This window comes from Bacillus sp. ms-22 (genome assembly GCF_009759805.1).
GTDB classification, from domain to species: Bacteria; Bacillota; Bacilli; order Bacillales; family Bacillaceae; genus Bacillus; species Bacillus xiamenensis.
This window is the reverse complement of record NZ_CP046653.1, coordinates 3,581,075-3,602,436: the sequence shown is the minus strand read 5'-3', so window position 1 is coordinate 3,602,436 and position 21,362 is coordinate 3,581,075. Positions and strand designations below refer to the sequence as shown.

At 38.7% G+C, this 21,362-nt stretch carries 17 protein-coding genes and 4 pseudogenes; 8 read left to right on the top strand and 13 right to left on the bottom strand.

The genetic code is table 11. From position 1 onward, the window contains the following. The first annotated feature begins 5 nt into the window (after positions 1–5). Genes GPA07_RS18420 through GPA07_RS18410 form a run of 3 tightly spaced genes read left to right on the top strand, consistent with a single transcriptional unit; the run spans position 6 to position 1,134 of the window. A complete protein-coding gene (locus tag GPA07_RS18420) occupies positions 6–521 on the top strand; it encodes a HEAT repeat domain-containing protein (protein WP_071168208.1) in 516 nt (171 codons plus the stop codon). Next, complete coding sequence (locus GPA07_RS18415; protein ID WP_008360563.1) at positions 521–940, top strand: TlpA family protein disulfide reductase; 420 nt, start codon at positions 521–523, stop codon at positions 938–940. Before GPA07_RS18420 ends, GPA07_RS18415 begins: the two co-directional genes overlap by 1 nt. A gap of 26 nt (positions 941–966) precedes the next feature. After that, on the top strand, positions 967–1,134 hold the full coding sequence (locus GPA07_RS18410) for a hypothetical protein (protein WP_008360560.1): 168 nt from the start codon (positions 967–969) through the stop codon (positions 1,132–1,134). Between the two features lie 77 nt (positions 1,135–1,211). Here GPA07_RS18410 and GPA07_RS19190 read toward each other — a convergent pair. Then, a pseudogene (locus tag GPA07_RS19190) lies at positions 1,212–2,927 on the bottom strand (thioester reductase domain-containing protein); the annotation flags it as partial. A gap of 69 nt (positions 2,928–2,996) precedes the next feature. Then, positions 2,997–4,130: pseudogene (locus tag GPA07_RS19185) on the bottom strand (amino acid adenylation domain-containing protein); the annotation flags it as partial. Positions 4,131–4,599: 469 nt separating this feature from the next. Here GPA07_RS19185 and GPA07_RS18400 point away from each other — a divergent pair. Together GPA07_RS18400 and GPA07_RS18395 are read left to right on the top strand one after the other, a co-directional pair. Beyond that, entirely contained in the window at positions 4,600–5,727 is a 1,128-nt protein-coding gene (locus tag GPA07_RS18400) for a DUF418 domain-containing protein (protein ID WP_157293121.1), read from the top strand. 365 nt (positions 5,728–6,092) lie between these two features. Further along, positions 6,093–7,313 (top strand): MFS transporter, encoded by a 1,221-nt coding sequence (locus GPA07_RS18395; protein ID WP_008360553.1) that lies wholly within the window; start codon positions 6,093–6,095, stop codon positions 7,311–7,313. Positions 7,314–7,404: 91 nt separating this feature from the next. Here the strand turns inward: GPA07_RS18395 and GPA07_RS18390 are convergent, their stop codons facing one another. Continuing rightward, the gene (locus GPA07_RS18390) at positions 7,405–8,454 is read right to left on the bottom strand and encodes a Fe(II)-2OG oxygenase family protein (protein ID WP_232532083.1); all 1,050 of its coding nucleotides are present in this window, start codon (positions 8,452–8,454) and stop codon (positions 7,405–7,407) included. 445 nt (positions 8,455–8,899) lie between these two features. Here GPA07_RS18390 and GPA07_RS18385 point away from each other — a divergent pair, with 445 nt between their 5' ends. Then, positions 8,900–9,061 (top strand): hypothetical protein, encoded by a 162-nt coding sequence (locus tag GPA07_RS18385; protein WP_155887873.1) that lies wholly within the window; start codon positions 8,900–8,902, stop codon positions 9,059–9,061. A gap of 118 nt (positions 9,062–9,179) precedes the next feature. On the opposite strand, the gene GPA07_RS18380 is transcribed toward GPA07_RS18385, so the two are convergent. Together GPA07_RS18380 and GPA07_RS18375 are read right to left on the bottom strand one after the other, a co-directional pair. Next, complete coding sequence (locus tag GPA07_RS18380; RefSeq protein ID WP_442859338.1) at positions 9,180–9,353, bottom strand: hypothetical protein; 174 nt, start codon at positions 9,351–9,353, stop codon at positions 9,180–9,182. Continuing rightward, positions 9,353–9,700 (bottom strand): annotated as a pseudogene (locus tag GPA07_RS18375) (transposase); the annotation flags it as partial. The gene GPA07_RS18380 and the pseudogene GPA07_RS18375, both read right to left, overlap by 1 nt. Positions 9,701–10,585: 885 nt before the next feature. Here GPA07_RS18375 and GPA07_RS18370 point away from each other — a divergent pair. Further along, positions 10,586–11,974: an amino acid permease gene (locus GPA07_RS18370; protein WP_008359361.1), complete on the top strand. Its 1,389-nt coding sequence runs from the start codon at positions 10,586–10,588 to the stop codon at positions 11,972–11,974. 39 nt (positions 11,975–12,013) lie between these two features. Here GPA07_RS18370 and GPA07_RS18365 read toward each other — a convergent pair whose 3' ends face one another. The 8 genes and pseudogenes from GPA07_RS18365 to GPA07_RS19180 all read right to left on the bottom strand — a co-directional run bounded on the left by GPA07_RS18365 (position 12,014) and on the right by GPA07_RS19180 (position 20,025). Then, positions 12,014–12,895 (bottom strand): glycerophosphodiester phosphodiesterase, encoded by an 882-nt coding sequence (locus GPA07_RS18365; protein WP_008359359.1) that lies wholly within the window; start codon positions 12,893–12,895, stop codon positions 12,014–12,016. A gap of 89 nt (positions 12,896–12,984) precedes the next feature. Continuing rightward, entirely contained in the window at positions 12,985–14,322 is a 1,338-nt protein-coding gene (gene glpT, locus GPA07_RS18360; RefSeq protein ID WP_008359357.1) for a glycerol-3-phosphate transporter, read from the bottom strand. A gap of 219 nt (positions 14,323–14,541) precedes the next feature. Further along, on the bottom strand, positions 14,542–15,312 hold the full coding sequence (locus GPA07_RS18355) for a SurA N-terminal domain-containing protein (RefSeq protein WP_008359353.1): 771 nt from the start codon (positions 15,310–15,312) through the stop codon (positions 14,542–14,544). Between the two features lie 153 nt (positions 15,313–15,465). Next, positions 15,466–17,349: a thioredoxin domain-containing protein gene (locus tag GPA07_RS19045; RefSeq protein WP_157293119.1), complete on the bottom strand. Its 1,884-nt coding sequence runs from the start codon at positions 17,347–17,349 to the stop codon at positions 15,466–15,468. A 9-nt stretch (positions 17,350–17,358) separates the two neighbouring features. Beyond that, positions 17,359–17,540, bottom strand: a pseudogene (locus GPA07_RS19040) (DUF255 domain-containing protein); the annotation flags it as partial. 95 nt (positions 17,541–17,635) lie between these two features. Next, positions 17,636–18,328 (bottom strand): nucleotidyltransferase family protein, encoded by a 693-nt coding sequence (locus tag GPA07_RS18340; RefSeq protein ID WP_008359346.1) that lies wholly within the window; start codon positions 18,326–18,328, stop codon positions 17,636–17,638. A 12-nt stretch (positions 18,329–18,340) separates the two neighbouring features. After that, the gene (gene dgt / locus GPA07_RS18335) at positions 18,341–19,750 is read right to left on the bottom strand and encodes a dGTP triphosphohydrolase (protein WP_008359345.1); all 1,410 of its coding nucleotides are present in this window, start codon (positions 19,748–19,750) and stop codon (positions 18,341–18,343) included. Between the two features lie 5 nt (positions 19,751–19,755). Beyond that, positions 19,756–20,025 (bottom strand): DUF255 domain-containing protein, encoded by a 270-nt coding sequence (locus GPA07_RS19180; protein ID WP_008359343.1) that lies wholly within the window; start codon positions 20,023–20,025, stop codon positions 19,756–19,758. 573 nt (positions 20,026–20,598) lie between these two features. Here GPA07_RS19180 and GPA07_RS18325 point away from each other — a divergent pair. Continuing rightward, positions 20,599–21,054 (top strand): hypothetical protein, encoded by a 456-nt coding sequence (locus tag GPA07_RS18325; RefSeq protein ID WP_008359341.1) that lies wholly within the window; start codon positions 20,599–20,601, stop codon positions 21,052–21,054. The last annotated feature ends 308 nt before the right edge of the window (positions 21,055–21,362 follow it).

Sequence of the window (21,362 nt, the reverse complement as noted above, 5' to 3'; positions counted from 1 at the left end):
TTGTCATGAAGCCAGAAGATAAGCTATCCCAATCGGTTCAGCGTTTGGTCAATACCAATGAAGTAACAATCGTTCAAGCGATGGGAGAATTGAGGAGATCTGGAAAAGAGGCAGTGCCGGTGCTTGTTGAAGCTTTAAAAGAAGAGGGTTCTTTACGGAACATTGCAGCAGCGGTTCTTGGTGAATTTGGAGCAGATGCAGGGGATGCAGCAGAAGCTCTTGCCAAACTGTTAGAAAGTGAAGAAGAGGAGACAAGAATGGCGGCTGCGATCTCACTCATGAGAATTGGTCAGCCTAGTTTGCCATTTCTTCTGCCTTTGGCAAAACGCTATGAGGGTCCTACTTGTTTTTGGGCATCGTGGTGTATCTCTTGGATTGACCCATCAAAAATCGAAAAAAATATGTATGAGTGCCTAAAACAGGAACAAGAGAATCCATCAGGGAATGTGGCCCCTTTTGCCGCAGAGGAAGCATTAGGAAAAATCATCGCTTTTCAATTAAAAGAAAAGGGGGATGAATAATGGAAACGCAAATCCTCAAATGGCCAGAGCATCTTCCTTGGATTCATCCTTCAGATCAGCGGTGTTTATCTGAAGGACTGAATCACCTTCTTTATTTTTGGTCAGTCAATTGTCCTCATTGTGAAGAATTAACCGAGCATATTCTATATAGTGTGGATCAGCTGGGTATCCATTTAACCTGTGTCCATGTGCCATATACGGAAGAAGAAAAATCGATAGAGGTTGTTTCAGAATATGCAGAGGAAAAGAATCTGACAGCTCCCATTGTGTTGGATCAAGATTATGAGATTGTCACAACATATAAGATTCAAGGATTGCCAAGCTTTTGCCTCATAGATAAAGAGGGACAATTAATCGATCGAAAAATGGGAGATACCGGCTGGGAAAAATTATTGAAAAAACTAGAAAAACAACCTTGATTAGGGGTATGGTGGAGGAGAGCGTAATGGGTATCTTTTATGCAGGTGTTGGAGCGGTTTTGCTGATTCTCATGATGCTGAAATGGCTGCCGATTTCAGCAGACTGGGAGCTGTCGTTGATTTTGTTCGGATTGGGGATTTTGTTTTATGTGAGGCGTGTGCTTTGGAAAGCGGAAAAAGATCATAAGCCATGAGTTTAAGTGGAATGAATAAAAGATTGGATTCAACATCCAATCCTTTATCTTAAACACAAGGTTGTATGGGAATGCTTTTACTGCCTCAGAGCAGTGTTGGAATCTATTTTCTCTAGAAATCCAATGTCCTCCATATACTTGAAATAGCGTTTGATTAATTGATCATCCATCTGGGGATAGATGATTCCATGTGCTTGCAGAACTGTTTGAGTATTGGTTGAGTCAAAGTGCGCCATGTTTTCGTATAATTCCCAGACTGTTTTGTTTTGTTCTACCTTTTCAGTGAGCATTGGTAGAAATGGCGTAAGGGCGTTGCTAGCGTGTTGGCTGCTTACCTTAATGAGTGCTTCTACCCAATCGTCATAGGCTTTCTTTTCTAATGGATAGCCTATTTTGTCTGTGATTTTTTGGAAAAATTCACCTAATTCCATGCTTTCTTCTTGAGGCGGGACGAGGTGATAGGCTTTGCCGAAGTTGGCTGGATCTTTGCATATGGTTGTAATGGCTTTTGAGACAAAGTCGACGGGTACGAATTCTTTTCGTTGATTCGGCAGCTCACCGTACGCCTTTAGCTGGATGCATCCTTTGATCAGTCTAGCCATGTAATCCTCTGTATTATGAACGCCTGTTTGGCTGTCGCCCATGATGAAGCCGGGGCGAAGGACTGTGATCGGCACGCCGCGTTTTTTTGCTTCCCACATGATTTTTTCTGCCACCCATTTGCTTTGAGAGTACCCAATGTCCTTTTCCACAATAGGAAGATAAGCATCGATGGGTGTATCTTCAAACAGAACGGCTGTGCCATCTAGATACCCGGCAGGTCCGAATATGGCAATGGTCGATAGGAAATGAACAGGCTTTACCTGTTCTGTGCAGGCGAGTTTGATGATATTTTCTGTGCCGGTGACATTTGTATCCTTGTGCATGTGATAGGGCTGAACGTAATTGACTTTTGCTCCATTATGATAGATGGCATCAATGGTTTGGGCGAGCTGTTGAAATTCAGCTGTTGATAGGCCTAGTTGAGGCTTGTCCAAGTAACCTACAATCGGCTTTAGTTGTTTTAAATAATGGTCATTCCAAAGATGATATTTCTCCATATTGACTTGTATTCTCTGAAGTGCGTGCTGCTTGTCTCTTGCTCTGACGACACAATAGATTTGAATAGAGGGATTCATCTGAACAAGCTCTTTAATGAGATAAGCACCTAGAAAGCCGGTTGCTCCTGTTAATAAGACGGCATTCTGTTGAAATGAACTAGATTGGAAGGGTTGTTTCGGTTGAATTTTTTCATTTAAAAAGCCTTCTGATTTGAGCTGTTGTTTCGTCTTAGGTGTTTGCTCTTGTAGCATACAATTCATTTGCTTGATGGTGGGATATTCATAAAGGGTGCTGGCAGGTAGTTCAACGTGTAATGTTTCCTGCATACGCATTAAGGTTTTGGCTGCAAGGATGGAGTTTCCTCCTAAGTCGAAGAAGTGATCGTTTGTGCCAATGGGCTCTACCTTTAATAGGTCTGTCCATATTTCACAGAGTGCTTCTTCGGTTTGATTGGTTGGTGCGACATATTCAGTTTGCAGGTTTGGCCGTTCGAAATGGTGTTTTGGTAGTGCCGTTCGATCTACTTTCCCATTTGTGGTCATAGGGAAATCTGTCAAAAGAACATAATGGGCAGGACGCATGAAATCAGGGAATGTTTGCTTTGCATAAGATTGAATGGTAGTTAGATCCCATGTCTTTTTATTGGACGGAATGATGTATGCAATGATGCGTTTATCACCAGGTGTCACCTCGGAGGCTGTTACCAAACAGGATTTGACACTTGGATGCTGGATCAGCACATGTTCAATTTCGCTAAGCTCAATACGGAAGCCTCTCATTTTGACTTGGTCATCCATTCTGCCAATATATTCAATGAGACCATCTGGTTGTTGTCGAACAAGATCCCCTGTTTTGTAATAGGTTCTTCCATCCCGTTCGATGAAACGTTCTTTTGTCAGGTTTTCTCTCCGCCAGTACCCTAGTGCTAACCCATTTCCTGAAGTGATAAGTTCCCCTATTTGTCCTTGTGGGACAGATTCACCTTGTTCATTTGTGATGTCTATAATGGTTCCTGCTACAGGCCTGCCAATCGGTATACTGACTTGGTCATCCCATGTGTTGGGCAGTTGAAAGGTTGTTGTGAAAATGGTGTTTTCTGTCGGTCCATAGCCATTAATAATGGTTGTATTTGGGATGTTTTTTAATGCTTGAGAAACGACGTGAGGAGACATGACATCTCCACCAGATACGATGTATTTCACTGATTTGAGCTCGTTCAGGTGTGACTCCATCATCAAGTTGAACAATCCAGTTGTTAAAAAAAGAATCGATACATCAAAGTCTTTAATGGTTTGACTGACGAGTTCAGGTGTCAGCTTTCCAGAATGAGGAATAGCGAGTGTCGCTCCATTTAATAAAGCGCACCATATTTCAAATGTAGAGGAATCAAAAGAGATGGTAGACAGTAATGCCAACGTATCAGAAGAATCAATGGGTAGAAATGAAGGCTGATGTGTTAGGTGCATAATACATCTATGTGTAATGACAACACCTTTTGGTTTGCCTGTTGTGCCAGAGGTATACATGATGTATGCGGGATCAGAAGGTTTGATATCAATGGCCGGATTGGACGATGGCTGCGTAAGGATGTGGCGTTTTTCTTTATCTAAGTAGATCGTAGGAATATGCAAGGAAGCCAGGCTTGGAGTGTCATGTGATGTTGTGAGTAAAAAGGATAGTTCGGCATCTTCCATCATAAATTGAATACGTTCACTAGGGTATTGCATGTCTATAGGCACATAAACGGCTCCTATTTTGGTAATAGCCAGAATAGAGACAATCAATTGCGGTGATCTTTCTAAGGCTAGGCCGATATGAGATGCTTTCGTTACACCCATGCTGATCAGATAATGAGCTAACTGGTTACTTTGTTCCTCAAGTTCAGCATATGTCATGTTCTGATGGATGCACGCTAAAGCTGTATGATGCGGTGTATGAGTGGCGTGGTGTCTGACGATATCACATAAATGTTGAGTGTTCATCATGATATTCCCCCTCTAGAATTTGATAGATTAGGAAAGTGATTCCTAAATCCACCCAAAGTGTATATCATGAAATATCCCATGTCAATGAAGGGAATATCCATAATAAAATGTAAAATTTATATAATAATTGAAATAATAAGCAGATATATTGTGCTATTTAGAGATAAAATGTAAGGGACACTCGGCTTTTTCCTTGAATGAGCGTTGTGTTCATCAAGGTGAGATAAAATAGGGGGAAATTGAACCATAATATAGGGTGGATTCACTGATGGGATGATAGATTACTTTTTTATTAGAAATATATATACGTATTTCAAAATAATTTGGTAAAATATACAGGTATGTCTCAAATTTGTTATATGTTTAAGGAGCTGTCGTGTTGAAGGGATCTAGGGTGGAGTTCATTGATAGTTTACGTGGTTTTAGTTTATTAGGTATTTTGATTGTGAATATGCTTAATTTTCAATATGATTATGATTTTGAGAAGATGTTTGATCCGAGCATGTGGGGGCAGGAATTCGGGGTATATGTGACGGAGATTTTGTTCCAGGGATCGTTTTATCCGATCTTTTCCTTTTTGTTTGGGTATTCTTTTATCAAGCTGATTGAATCTACAAAGGCCAAGGGGCTGAATACGAATGCTATTGTCGTCCGCCGCGGTTTTGGTCTTATTGTGCTTGGGATGCTACATTACATATTTATTTGGAATGGTGACATTCTTCTTTATTATGGAGCTTGTACGTTTTTCTTGATGATGTTTTTGAGCAGCCGGATCAAAACAATGCTTATTTGGTCGGGTGTGTTAGGGGCATTGTCATTAGTGGTTGTGCCGTACTTGATGAACCTTGTTTATGGGAATGATGATTTTTTAACCGATGTATATGCGAAGGGTGCATATGGAGATATCTTGTTGAGCCGGATTACGGTTGAAGACGATATGATGATTGTGACCATAATTCTGGCGATCGTGTCCATTACGCTTATGCCGATACTAGGGTTTCTTTTCGGTACGATGATGGTTGGTCCATTTGCACTGCTTGGCATGGCCATTGGGAAAAAAGGTCATTTGACAGAAGAAGATCGAGGCATGGCTTATCGTAAAGGCTGGGTTGGGATGATTGTGATCGGGCTCGCCTTAAAATGTGCGACGTTCATTGATGCCCCTTGGAGTGAAATGGTGATTACGCTGGGGGCTTATGTCCTGACGATCGGTTATATTCAAGCCTTTATTGTTTTTTACTATTCGAAGGCTGCTCAAGGATTGAAACGTCTGCTTGCAGGACTTGGCCGGTTGTCTTTATCAAACTATTTAGCGCAATCGGTTATTTGTACAACGATTTTCTATTCTTACGGACTTGGTTTATTTGGACAAATCGGTTCCATATTTGGTCTGCTGCTTGCTGTCGGACTTTACACAGCACAGCTGTTCGTCAGCTATCTCTATTTGAAAAAGTGGAGAAGAGGGCCTGTGGAATGGCTTATGGGAAAATGGGTGTATTGGAGATAAAGCATTTTCTTAAAACATGAACAGGTAATGAGTTTATGATTGAGAATAGAGCACTTTCAGACTGTAATCTCCCATGACTTCTTTTAGGAATACTCATAATTAATTTTTACTAATCATGAGTATTGGAAAAAATAAATATGTATCAATAAGGGTTCAACTTAATTGAATCTAAGAACTATTCCTGCTAGGGTGACGATTGAATTTTATGAATTTCTCTGACACTTATACAGGTCACCGTTATATAACATCCATCCAGTATATTTTAAATCGGATAGAAAATTTAAAAATTTCATTCAAACTTCTTTTTATTTTTGAGATAATGACATAAAGTTTACATATTTAGAATAAAAAGAGAGGTGGGATACATGTCACAAATTAAAGCTAATCATGAAAAGGCGAGCTATAGATGGATTATACTCATAATAGCTACCTTTTCACAAACGTGTGCAACATTTGTAAATTACGGAGTAGGTCCTTTAGCAACATTTTGTCAAGAAATATATAACTTATCACAATTTCAAACAGGTTTAATTGTATCAGCTGTAAATATTGGTCCTATATTCTCTATGCTAATATTTGGTAACATAATGGATAAATACGGTGAGCGTTGGGTTGTAGGAATAGGATCAATTTTATTAGGGCTTACCATGTTAATAACACTTCCTATTAATGAATATGTATACCTTTTGATTGTTCTTGCTTTTGTCGGGGTTTGGTATGGGACGGCTCAACCAGGGGGGAGCAGCGCAATTATCAATTGGTTCCCTAAAAATAAAAACAGAGGACTTGCAATGGGGATTCGTCAAACTGGAATACCACTTGGTGGTGCTTTAGCTTCAACATCTCTCCCTTTTTTCTTTTATAATTATGGTTTATCTTCAGCTAAATTAACACAAGCTATTGTAGCAATTGCAGGTGGTATCATCTTTTCAATTTTCTACAAAGATCATGGAATGACTGTGCAAAGACAACAGAATTATCGTTTTTTGGAGAAAATGAATAAGATCAAAGCAAAATCGAGTCTTTATCCAGTATTTTTTATTGGAATGGGTATGATTTCTTTACAATTAATAATATTAGCTCACCTGATGAGTTATCTAAGCAATACTTTACATATATCATTAAATATTTCTGGAACGTTGTTAAGTGTTGTTTTAATTGGTGGTGCAATTGGAAGGATAATGTTAGCATGGATTAGTGACAATTTGTTTAATGGAAATAGGAGTAAGCCATTACAACTTACAATATTATTAACTGTCATTATTTTAATGGTTCTAGTCTATTTTTTAAATCATCTTCCACTATGGGGAATTTATATAATTTGTTTCATTTTAGGTTTTTTAGGAGTGGGATGGTACAGTTTATTTATTGTGCTAATGTCTGAAAAAGCAGATAAAGAGTTTATTGGGTTAACTGTAAGCTTTGGCTTAACTTTAAATCAAATTTTTATTGTGCTAGCACCCTCCCTATTTGGCTTATCAGTGGACTATTTTAATGGATATAAACTACCGTTCTTCCTATTAATATTGTTTATATCAATAGGGGGCATATGGCTTAATTTATCCGAAAGAAAGAATAAATTTTAAACTCAAAAAAAACTGAAAACGTACCTCTAAAATAGAAAAAGAAAACGCCATAGAATCAAAATTGGGTCATTCTATGGCGTTTTCACACTCGCTAGTGATTTAAAGCAAGTTTAAAGACTCGATCTTTAACAGGTTCTAGAGTACGATGATTCCATAAATCAGGTGCTATAAAAATCCGCTGCAACCACCGAACTGGGTTACCTGATTTATCCAAAGTAGGTTTGAAGGCATCTCTTGAATGAAATGTAAATCGATTATTAATATACACCAGACGACCTGGAATAACATCAATACCAAATGAAACTTTGCGAATCGCATTTCTAAAATTTTCTAATGATGTAGCTGCCAAGTTATTAACAGGTGCTACCATATCTGGATAAAATGCAGCTGTAACCTCTGGTAAATCAATTGTTCCTTTTATAATTGGTGAAGGACTTGTCTCTTGTAATTCGACCGGCGTTGAAACCCTCCAGCGATACGGGACTTTAATTCGATAAAGAGGCTGACTTAATTGTTCAATATCTTGCTCGGACAAGAGTCTTAATGCTTGCCGTGCGTCAGACAAACGTGTAAGAGGCTTTTTTGGATCGTTATTTACACCTGTAAGAAGTAATCCGGATGGTGAAAAATTATTAGTTCCCATAAACTTTAATGCAGCATTTTCAATATGAAAATCCAACTCAAACTCAGAGCCAAGTCCTGTATATTCTTTTTTTGCTTTTAGGCTTGGTATTAAGTTATTAACAATATTTTGGCCTTCATGAAACATGGAATAAGGTTCTCCAATTAGTGATCCAATCGCAATTATGAGGTTTTCACTTATAAATCCAGACTTAGCCTCTAGGGGGATATCTTGAGAATCTGGTGTGAATCTAACTTCTTTATCTGTTGGAAGATTTTCGAAAATAATATATGGAGCTGGTTTCAATGAGGTTTTCTGTTGATTGAGAAATCTTACAATTCCTTTCGGAAGAGCTCGCATTGCTATCATTCGAACTTCTGTTATGTAATCTGTATTTCCTGTTGGATCGTACTGAATCTGATTTAATTCGTTAAATAAAAAGTCCCGTTCCTCATTACTAAGAGTGAAGATAAACGATTTGTTAACAAGATTTTCCTTACTAATTACATAAGAGTTCATAATTACCAAGCAGCTTTCCATTATTTTGTTTGAAGGAATTTTTTTCTATAAATCCCAAATATATTGTATTCTAACTCGTTAGAATTTTCAATGTTTATAGATAATTCCAATGAAAAATATAGAAATATTTATAGAAGAAGATTTATTACGTATATCTTGATAGTTTAAAAGTATTTTTGATTTCTTTGTAAAGCGCTGAACGTGATATGTGAGTAATCTCAATCCAATCGATTTACACCAGCCATGACAGTGAGTGAAAAATCGTTATAAGGGCTTTTATTCGATAAATCAAGCGAGCTATCTTTTAGAGATTCTAAATTTGCTTTCTTTTCTTTAATGATTGCAATAAGTTCAAACAAGTCTTTGGAACTTAGACAAATTATTAATTCATGCTTCAACAAATCATCCAGTAAAAGAAGAAGAAAGGAAGATTGCTCATAAGGCTATGGAAATCAATATTGGTCAAACCATGATGGAAGAAGCTATATTAGGTATTGCCTATCAGCAGATGGCGAATGAAACACAATGGAGAAAATATGAAGATGCCATGAATCGATCTCAAGCTACAATAGTAAAATTCCAGCTTAAGCTTGCTCTTTCCTCTTAATGGTGGGACGACGGGAGCATCTCTTTTTTTATCTGTCACCAGTTTTTCAAGTGGCTTTGTCGCAGAAAAATCTCGTTTCAAGTGATTTTCTGCGATGTAATCAGATTGATCGGTTTGCTTACGCTTTTTCATTTTCACACGACACTGCAAACCGTAGGTCTTGGTATTCAGGTCCTTTACCGTATGAATACTGCTTTCCAACAGGTTGATGAAACCGATAGGTTTCACCATTGTGATACCATTTCATCCAAGTTTTCACTTGTGTTTTATTCTTAATGCCTAGCTGGTCCATGGACGCCCCTTTTTCTTAGATTGAAGAGCGTCTACTCCTTGTGTTTCCAAGATGCGCTTCCAGTTCCAAAGCGTGGTATCAGAAGGCAGATTAAAGAGTGCAGCTGTTTCCAGGATAGACGTCCCATGTTCATTCATATAATCAAGTACGTCTAGTTTATATTGGACTGGATAATTTGTATATGACTTTGAAAAAGCTTTTTCGCCATGATATTGATACTTTCTGACCCAATATTGAAGTATACTTTTGTGCACGCCAATCTGTTTTGCAATTCCAAGCAGGGTTTCGCCGTCAATAAGGTATCGTTTTACCGCTTTGATTTTATCTTCAATTGTAAATTTAGCCAAAAGAAAAGCACCTCCAAATGTTAGACTGTGTCTAATATTTGGGGTGCACTTCACAGCGGGCTGTTTTACTGTTTGCGGCGTTTACCTTTCCATTGTTTTATATTCTGAAGCCCGGCTATATCAACGGCAGTGATCATTGACTTTATCATTTTATCTGGTATAGGGCCGCCGATTGTGGCCTATTTAGCGGAGCGTTTCAGTGCGATCACTTATTTTGTGATGAATGTATCGATTCCAATTTTATATACTGGGTCAGCTGTGCTGATTATGTTGATCTACCTGATGTCTTGGAGACTTTCTACTGTCATTTATCAAAGTAAGGTGTTCTAGGCAACATTTCAGCTGAATCCATTCGTTTTGGGAGGTTGCTTGGCGGTCGTGGCCCGGTATGGGCAGATGGTTTTCGTATTGAGGATGTGGATGAGAAGACCGTGTGAGCGGTCTTTTTTTGTTCTATATACATTTGTATGAACAGCTTTGGCTGCGAGGTCTTATGTGCTGTTTTGGGAAAGGGTCGATAAGTCTTGTATGAATTTAAGACAATTGTCTGGAGTGATGCTCGCAGCTGTCAAATTGGTGACTTTAGAAAAGATCAGATGCTTTTCTGATGAGAATGGTTTGTAAAAGGAGAGAGGGTTTAAAAGGTGGTTATTTTCTTTTAAGTGAGGGTCATGAAAACCTCGATTAAGTATATCAATATAAAATAATTTGAATTTCTTTTTGTGTCAGAATATTTTGTTAATAGTGTTTCTCTCAAAAAAACAATTGTTTTTTAAGGGTAGATTTATTATGATAATATACGTCGAAAGGTTGAAGATTTTGAATCAGAATGAAAATTCTGATTTTTATTTTTTATGTTGTTTGTTGATGAGGGGGAATATAGAAGTGGCTCAAAAGGAATTAAAGAGAGGGTTAAGTGCTCGTCATATTCAAATGATCGCACTTGGCGGTACAATTGGTGTTGGCTTATTTATGGGGTCAGCTAAAGCCATTCAATGGACAGGTCCATCGGTTCTTTTAGCGTACGCAGTTTGTGGTATTTTTATCTTTTTTATTATGCGTGCGATGGGAGAAATGTTATATCTTGAACCGAGTACGGGATCGTTTGCTACATTTGGGCATCAATATATTCATCCGCTTGCGGGGTATATGACAGCCTGGAGTAACTGGTTCCAGTGGGTCATTGTTGGGATGTCTGAAATTATCGCCGTAGGTGCTTATATGAAATATTGGTTCCCTGAGTTACCAGCGTGGATTCCGGGATTAATCGCTATGATCATTTTAGGTGCGGCGAATTTGATTTCGGTTAAGTCATTCGGTGAGTTTGAATTCTGGTTTGCGATGATCAAGATTGTGACGATTATTTTAATGATCATTGCGGGTTTAGGCATTATTTTCTTTGGATTTGGAAACGGTGGAACAGCGATTGGTTTGTCTAATCTTTGGGCGCATGGCGGTTTCTTTACAGGTGGATTTAGCGGCTTTTTATTTGCATTGTCTCTAGTGATTGCTGCCTATCAAGGAGTAGAGCTGATTGGGATTACAGCAGGTGAGGCGCAAAATCCGCAAAAGACGCTGACAAATGCTATCAAAAGTATCATCTGGCGTATTTTGATTTTCTATATCGGAGCGATCTTTGTCATTGTGACCGTGTACCCTTGGGATCAGCTGAATACCCTTGGCAGTCCTTTTGTGGCGACGTTTGCGAAAATTGGAATTACGGCGGCAGCAGGTATTATTAACTTTGTTGTTATTACAGCAGCGATGTCGGGCTGTAATAGTGGGATTTTCAGTGCGGGGCGTATGCTTTATACATTAGGTGTGAATGGACAGGCACCTGCTTTCTTTACAAAAATTTCAAAGAACGGTGTACCTTATTTTGGGACATTTGCTGTGCTGATCGGTTTAGCGGTAGGAGTGGTCCTAAATTACGTATCTCCGCCAAATATTTTCGTCTATGTGTATAGTGCGAGTGTTCTTCCTGGCATGGTGCCTTGGTTTGTGATTCTAATGAGTCATATCGGCTTCAGAAAGGCAAAGGGGGCAGCACTTGACCAGCATCCGTTCAAGATGCCGCTTGCGCCATTTTCTAATTATGTCACAATCGGTTTCTTACTGATGGTTCTTGCGTTTATGCTCATCAATCAGGATACACGTATTTCGTTGATTGTGGGAATTGTGTTCTTGATTTTAGTGGCGCTTAGTTTTTATGTATTTGGAATCGGCAAACGAGAACCAATTGATAGTGCTTCTTCTGAACAAACATTGAAATAATACAAAGCCTTGCGGAATGAACCGCAAGGCTTTTGTTATTTACAGTGAAGCTTTTACACCCTGAAAGACATCTGGAAAGTTGGTGAAAAGCCCCGTGACGCCGTATTGCAAAAGGCGTACCATGTCTGCCTCGCTATTGACTGTGTATGGATGAAGGAGGAGACCGTGGCTTCTGACCTGTTGTACATTTTCAAGTGTCAAAGCTCTAAAATTCGGTCCGACCCCCACTGCATATGATTTGATGAAGTCGAGCTGATCATCTGTAATAGACGTCATTTGGGCTCTGTCTAATAGTTGTACTTTTGGAAGACGAGGGGCGAGTTTATGTAGTTTTAGCAGACTTTCCTCGCTGAAGGATTGGATGATGACCTGCCCTTTTCTCGTGTGTTTTCCAAGAAGGTGATGTTTCTTTAAGACGGCCAATAGCTTTTCTTCCATTTGCGGATAGATGTCTGGTTTTTTTGTTTCAATATAATAATTCTCTTGTTTGCCGAAATAGTGTAACACCTCATCTAATGTGAGGACTTGCTGTCCAATAAAGTGGGCATTTTGTTTGTCGGGGTTGGCTTCGTTAAACCATGAACCGGCATCCAGCTGTTTGATTTCGTCAAGGGTGAGGTCTTTAACCCAGCCTGTTCCGTTTGTCGTCCGGTCAACGGTTTCATCGTGCATGACGATGAGATGTCCATCCTTTGTCATTTGGAGGTCGAGTTCAAGGTAATCTGCATTCATGTTTGTGGCGAGCTTGTAGGAAGCCAGGGTATGCTCTGGGGCATACCCTGATGCTCCGCGGTGTGCAATGGTTAAGAGACGATCTGGAGATAAAAGATTTTCATGTGCTGATATGGTGGTCGGCACCCACGCAAAAGACAGTAAAGCAAAAGAGAGCAACACGAAAGCAAGTAATCTACTTTTCTTCATATTTTATCCTCCTTTTACGGTAACTGCCTTCATCATAAGGAATAGATGTAAAGGGCATGTTGGGTGGATATAAATCTTTTATGTGATTTTTATGAAGCTTGCTCTACACGTTTTCCTGTATTCCATGTCATGGCGAGGAAAACAATCGCAAGCACACAAGAACCTACCAGTAAAATGAAGCCCCCTGTCCAGTCATAGTGATCGACTACTACGCCCATCATGGCATTGGCAAAAGCTGAGCCGCCAATATACCCGAAGAAGCCTGTCAGTCCGGCAGCGGTGCCAGCGGCTTTTTTCGGAGCGAGATCAATGGCTTGCAGTCCAATGAGCATGACGGGTCCGTAAATCAAAAAGCCGATGCTGATGAGGGCAATATTATCAACCATTGGATTGCCAGCAGGGTTTAACCAGTACACAAGAACCGCAATTAATACGCCAATCATAAAGAGGACGCCAGCAGGTGCACGGCGGCTTCTAAAGAAGCGGTCACTAATCCACCCGCACAATAATGTACCAGGGATGCCTGCATATTCATAAAGGAAATAAGACCAGCGTGAATGCTCTGGTGAGAATCCTTTTGCTTCTGTTAAATAGGTAGGTGCCCAGTCTACGACACCGTAACGGACGAAGTACACAAAGACGTTGGCAATGGCGATGTACCAAAGGAACTTATTGTTGAGTACATATTTAAATAAAATCTCTTTTACTTTTAATTCTTTTTCTTGATCCTCATATTGTTGAGCCGGATAGTCATTTCGGTATTCTTCAATTGGCGGAAGACCATTGGATTGCGGTGTGTCCCGTACGAGAAGAATAATGACGAAGGAGACGATAATGGCAATGATGGCAGGGAAGAAAAAGATACTTTTCCAAGTCGCAAACAGCACAATTCCTAGTGTGATGAGTGGTGCAAGAATACCTCCGCCAATATTATGAGCAACGTTCCAAATCGACATTTTCGTACCACGTTCACTCACCGAAAACCAATGCGCCATCGTTCGTCCGCATGGTGGCCATCCCATGCCTTGAAACCAGCCGTTTAAGAACATGAATAAAAACATGATCCATACACTGGACGTGACCCATGGAAACGAGACAAATAGGATATTGATAAGAGCTGATAGAAAGAGTCCGGCGGCTAAGAAGTATCTTGGGTTACAGCGGTCTGAGATCATGCCCATGATGAATTTACTGAAGCCATAAGCGATGGAGACGGCCGCCAGCACAAAGCCTAGTTCACTTTTCGTGAACCCTTCTTCCTGTAGATAAGGGATGGCAAATGCGAAATTTTTGCGCAGCAAATAGTAGCCCGCATATCCGATAAAGATTCCCAAAAAGACTTGCAGACGCAGCCGTTTATAGGTTTCGTCTGTTTTGGCATCATCGAGCCTGTCGATATGCGGAGCCGGTTTAAACCATTTGAACATAAACATCCTCCTCTTGTAGATATGACTGAAACAAAAGTACGAGGTCTGTCTTTGATCTTGTACTTTTTCAGAGACAAAAGAATTGATAACGCTTTCTTTTGTACTCCCATCATATCGGATGGAGAAGATGTTTATGATGAGGCTTTTGTCATTATTTTGGAAGAACAGTTCATGAAGTGATGAAAAAAAATCCGCACAATGGCGGATTTTTAATAGTGGTTAAATCGATACATCAATTTTTGCAGATTTCTTTAGTTGATCAATTTCTTTTTGTACTTCTTTTTGCTTTTCTTGAGATTCTAACTGCTTCTTGATTTGTGATTTGACGTCTTTGAAATCAGGTGCTTTTTGTTTTTGTTTTTTCATTTGTTCGGCGTATTGGTCATAGTACGCTTTGACGTCTTTTTCAGACACAGAGGCTGATTTAATTTCTTTGTCGACATATTGGCTGTATTTGATGCTGTCGGCAATATCACTTTTCAGCTGATCCATTGTCAGTCCGCTCTTTTTGAGTGCTTCTTCAAATTGAGCATTGTCTTTAAATTGTTTCTTTTCTTCTTTTAGCTGCTTATCGACTTGCTTGTCAGAGGCTTTATAGCCCTTCTTCTCAGCATCTTGCAGGATGAGCTCTTGACCTACTAGCGCATCAATGGTTTGCTTCTTGACAGCTTTTGCGCCTTCTTTAGATGTTGGGTCTTGTCCTGACTGCTGAAGCTGACCTTGAATGGTCGATAAGGCGCTATTGTATTCACTTCCTGTGATTTTATCTTTGTTGACGGTCGCAACGACCTTTTGATCATCAATTTTTTGTGCGTCTAATTTCTTTTGCATCTCTTCCATTTGCTTTTGCTGCTCTTTTTGGTCAGCCTGTGTTGTTTCCTTGCTTTTGGCTGAATCGTTTTGCTTATCCTGTTTCGCATCGTTTGATGAGCAGGCTGCAAGCCCCACTGATAACAGACAAGCAATGAGTGTATATGATACTTTTTTCAATTATTTTCTCTCCCTTCGGTATGAGAACATCTAGTGCGCATTCTAACCGTTTTAGAGGAAAAATAAAACCGTACAGACGAATTGTTAGCGGATTGACATGTTTTTTATCTGTTTGTCCTCATTTTGTCTTCTCGCAGTCATCTCATGACAAACTCAATCGTGGAATAATTGTTCCATCGCTTCGTCGATATCGGTGATTGGCTGGCGGCAGCTGTAGTTTTCACAGATATAGACCGTCGTGCTACCGTTGATCGTGTTGTAATCTGTTGCAAAAGGTGCAAGATGAGCTAGTTCCTGCCCTGTTTCGGCAGTCAAAATGATGTCAAATGGCATGAATCGTTTTTGCAGTGCCTGTAGAATCTGTTCTTTTTGCGGGTCGCCCTTTTTCCCGAGGATGATGATTTCTCGTTTCGGCGCATATTGACTCAAGAGCCCCTGTAAAAAGGCGGTATGTCCGCTTGGGTAGGAAGAGACATCGACATAAAAGGCTTTGAACATCTGCTCCAATGCTTCGAGCCAGTCTTGCCGTCCAGTCATTCTGCTCAGTTTAAGAAGCTGATGAAGGGCGGTGCTGTTACCAGACGGCATGGCTCCGTCGTACACTTCTTTTTCACGAACGATCAGCGCTTCTGCATCTAACCCAGAGAAGAAAAAGCCCCCTATTTCGTTGTCCCAAAACAGCTCAAACATGTTCTCCGCAATGGCTCTGGCTTTTGTCAGCCATTTTAGGTCAAAGGTTGCTTCATATAATGACATATAGGCTGAGAGCATATGCGCATAATCCTCGATAAAACCTAGATGCTTTACGTCCCCTTCCCTGTAGCGGACCATGAGCCGTCCCTGTTGGACGAGATGTGTTTCTAGAAAAGACATCGCCTGCTTCGCCATGCGGATGGCTTCTTTTTCATGAAAGACACTCCCTGCTTTGGCAAGTGCGGAGATCATCAGCGCATTCCACGAGGTGAGTACCTTGTCATCGATCAGCGGTGCAGGCCGCTGCTGTCTTACAGTGAGTAAGATGTGTCGAGCGGATTGCAGTTTGGAATGAAGGGTTTTGTCGTCGATTGAATATGCTGCCTTGATGTCATCAAATGAGGTGGAAATGGTATGAGGGATGTTCTGTCCTTCAAAATTTCCTTCCTCTGTGATGTGATAGACCGCACAAAATAAAGTGCCGAGGTCATCACCTAAATGAGTCATGATCTCCTCTTTTGTCCAAACGTAATATTGCCCTTCCTTTCCTTCCGAATCGGCATCGATTGCTGAATAAAAAGAGCCATCACGATTCATCATGTCTCGTTTGATAAATTGAATGAGGTCTTGGACAAGCTTTTCGTACTCAGGGTGTTGAGTGATTTGATAGGCTTCGGTGTAGGCATCTATCAGCAAGGCGTTATCATACAGCATCTTTTCAAAATGCGGCACAAGCCATTTTTCATCGGTTGAATACCGAGTAAATCCAGAACCAATATGATCATAAATACCGCCGTTTGCCATGCCGTTTAACGTTTTTGTGACAGCATATAACGCATTTTCTTGCCCTGTCCATTCAAAATAGCGCATGAGAAACGAGAGCATATGAGGCGCAGGAAATTTAGGCGCAGAACCGAAGCCGCCATACAGCGTATCAAAGCTGCTCATGAGCTGATAATAGGCTTTGTGAATCGACTCCTGAGTGAGCGTATTTTCTGTCTGCCCTGCTGCCTTGATCCGCAAATTATTTGTTGCCTTTTCTGCCAATGATTCAATATGATCTCGGTCGTTGTGATAAGCATCCAGCAATTGCGTCAGTGCTTCAATGAAGCCGGGACGGCCGTAAGCACTTCTTTTTGGAAAATAAGTCCCCGCATAAAACGGCTTTTGATCAGGCGTGACAAACACGTTGAGCGGCCAGCCGCCTTGCCCAGTCATCATCTGACAAACGGACATATACATCGAGTCAATGTCCGGACGCTCCTCACGATCGACTTTGATTGAAATGAAATGCTCGTTTAGGATGTCAGCGACTTGTTGATCTTCAAAGCTTTCGTGTGCCATGACGTGGCACCAGTGGCATGTTCCTTTGGTTAACCATACCCAATCGATACGAAAACAGGTTTGTTTTCGCGTTTCGCTTTTTCGAAAGCTTCGTCTGACCAGGTGTACCAGTTGACCGGGTTATAGGCGTGTTGAAGAAGGTATGGCGACTTTTCAGCGATTAATCGGTTGGGTATTTTTTTGTTTGGCATGGGATCACCTACCTTTATTAACTATAGATAATATATTATATACATGTAGAATTAATAATATAAAAGGACGTATCTTTTAATTTAGATACGTCCTTTTATATTTTGCGAAAAAAATCAAAATCAGTTGTCTTTAAAATAGAATTTCCATAGTGCTGTTCTTCCAAATACATAATATAGTCAATTGGGTGGTCTTGTTTATCATACCAGCATTGACAATATTCTTTAGCTGTTGGTGATAATCTTAATGACCATTTTTTCTTTAATCGTAATGCCCGTAATACATTTTTTTCAGGGTTAGGATTAGAATCAATAAAGTCAGTATGCAAATTAATGTCTAGTAGTTTTTTGTTTGCTGCATCAATGAATTTAGTAGCATCTAAAGCACCATCACTTAAGTTTAGTGCAATAGCATCAAAATTAAAGAAGGCGCCTTTAGTAATGTTATTGAATTTAGTTTCATAATAATTATTTTCAAATGCCCAATTATTGTGAACACTCCAAATATCAAATTCAACATCATCAATTAGAACATTAAATCCTCCAAAACGATTCACTCTGTAATAATAGTTATCCAATAAGGTAGCAAGGTGATTTGCAGGGGCATCTATCATTAAATCAATGTCGCGAGGTACTTCATTTAAAGCAAAGTCTCTTAAAGCCCCACCTATCAAAAATACGTCGCCAATATGTTTTAAATGTTTAATAAGGTGATCAATCTTTTGATTTTCTTGAATGAGATTATCAAAGCCTATGCCTGCTTTATTTTTAATTTGGGAGGCATTGAGCATTGCCTTTCCTCCTTAGAGTTTAATTCCTGCTAACCGTCTATAATATTCTAAGGCGTAAGTATCTGTCATGCCACATATAAAGTCAGTAACAAGAAGTAATCTTTCATATGTTGAAGGTTCTGTAGAATGTTTTTTGTGAACTAACTCCATTATATCTCTGTAATTGCTTGATATCAATGAATATAGCTTTCCATCTTCTGTTTTAGCTTCATTACAATTACTGGAAAGTGCAGCTGTTACAAATTTTTGAAGAAGACCTTGGATAACTGTTCCACCTGCTAATTCTCTCACTTGAATTTCATTATCCTTGAATATGATTTTAGATAAATCTTTAAAAGCCAGTCGGATATTTGCTGCTTCTGATGCTAATAAAATATCTTCATCGAATTTTCCTTCTAGGATCTTGTCGTGTAGTTGAACGAACTTTTTTGTAACAGATTTAATCATGAAACCTTGAGCCTGAATTCTAAATTTTTGAACTGTATTATCTAGCCTATCTGTTCGAACTTTGTTTTCTTCATATACTGAGTGAAAATAATTACAGAGGATTTTATCTTCGTCTGATCCATTTGATAGATGCTTGTCTAATATTTCTTTAATAGTTGTGTAATCTAAAACCCCTTTTTTGCAGCCGTCTTCAATATCTGCTGCGGAATAAGCAATGTCATCAGAAGCCTCTAATAAGAAGGTAAGAGGGTGTCTGAAATCTCCAATACCTGTAAACTTCTTCACTAAATCAAATCTATCTTTTTCACTTTGTAAATATCCAAATTTCTTAAAGCTAGTACCCATATTTTCATTATTTTTATTACCTTCAGTTGAAGAACGTGGATACTTAATAATTGTAGCTAGGGTTGCAGCTGATAGATTGTAACCATAACTATCATGTTTTAAATTATGAAGTTTAGTGAGTAATCTAAACGTTTGTGCATTTCCTTCAAAATTTTCAAAATCTGCAATCTGTTGAACTGTGAGGTTTTTCTTATGTTTATTATTATCATCATAAAACCATCTTTTAAAAAATGTTTGAATTGCTGATTCACCATAATGTCCATAGGGTGGGTTCCCTAAATCGTGTATTAGACCAGCAGTAGCAAGTAAGGAACTTATTTTGCCGCTATGTTTAACATTTAACTTCTCATCTTTTATTAATACCTTTTCAATACTAGAGCCTAGAGAACGCCCGATTGCAGAAACTTCATGGGAGTGTGTTAACCTTGTACGCACAAAATCACTACTATCAAGAGGGAACACTTGTGCTTTGTCTTGTAATCTTCTAATAGAAGAACTAAAAATTAACCTAGAATAGTCATCATCAAAATCATTTCTGCCGTCATTTATTTCTCTTGTGGATACCATTTTTTGTCTAAGTCTAATGCCAGATAATAATTTATCCCAATTCATTTTGAAGCCTTGTCCCATACGAATTACACCCCTATACCATTTCTATTTTTTGTAATTAAATCTATTTTTATATCGGTTATAAATAAAAATAATTTAATAAATAAGGTATGGTAGGACGGACACCAGTGGCAAGTGGCATAGCCGATGCTGACAAGCACCGGTTTATTTTCACGTTTCGCTTTGTCGAAGGCTTCTTTTCCCCATGGATACCAGTTAACTGGGTTAAGGGCGTGTTGGAGAAGGTATGGAGATTTTTCAGTGATTAATCTGTTGGGTTTATTGTTAGTAGACATGGAATCTCCTCCTTTCATATTTATTTATCAAATCTTTTTGAGTGTAAAGGGTGATGGGCTTAAGGAATTTCATTTGAATTTAGATATTACTACTTCAAAAAAGTTACGTAGGATAATAACCGATAGTTCTTTATTTTGAAACTGAGCAAAAATCAAAAAACTATAATTAGGTCAAAAATTTATAGGGACTGCTGTGGAAATTTTAACTTTCGATAGATTTGTTTTCAATTCTTTTATTCGCTTCATTAATTATGAAAACCTATATTAATGCCTTTTAAATGGAATTTATTACTATATTTATCTTGTGTGTATTTAATCAATAATAACAAGCTGTTATAATAGCTTTGTGTTTTTATGAAAATATGTGTTAAAAGTGGTGTTGGAAATAAATATATACTATTCATTCTAGTAATCTCTTCGTTTGGTGGAGAAGCACTTTTAGCACATTTAATTTCAATAGGTCTAGCGGTGACTATTACAGGAGTTACTTATGTTGCATTATCTGAGTTTAAGAAGCATAAAAGAACTTACATTCAAAAAATCTAAAAAATGGGTATATGAGAAGGTGTAAATATGTTAGTTATTGATCAAAATCCAAAAGGTGAGCAGTACTCCAAATTAATTGATTTGGCTTTCGAAATTTGTGATGAGTTTCATTTAGTTTTAAGAAAAGATATGGGATCTTTAAAATCTTTTGATCCCTTCCTAAAAAGACTTGAAAGTTCATTGAAAGAGATGAAAGAACAATCAGAATGGGCTAGCACAATGCTATTTAACAATACAGCAAAAGTTTATTACTATTATACAGATGAAAATGCGAAGAGTATTCTAAAAGAATTCGCAAATTCTTTATATGATTGGGAGCAACCAAATTTACCAGAAGACTTGTCCTTCTTCAAAAATGGAGAAGAATGGCTGGTTACATCTTCTCATGAAGAAGAAAGTTATATAGATACGGAAAATGATACAGAGATACAAAGGATATTAAGTATACCAGAATTAAAAGTACATATGGAAAAATGGGATTAATGCTATTTAGTATTCAATAATAGTGTATTGATATAAAAGTAAGGAGGCTAATAAGATAGTTTCCTTACTTTTAAAATGTTATGGGCGTTCTCATTTATTTCTTAATTAAGATGTATTGTTTGTGTTCCAATAGAAGATTTGAACTTTAAATGTTTCCCAAATTGTTGAGTCTTGAAATTAATAACTAAATCCAAACTCTCATCCTTATCTTCATCCTCAAAACCGTCTAAACAGGAATATAATTAATATATCAGATAGCTGAGGTCCGTGATCAATTGTCTGTGAGGTATTCCCATCATGACAAATCA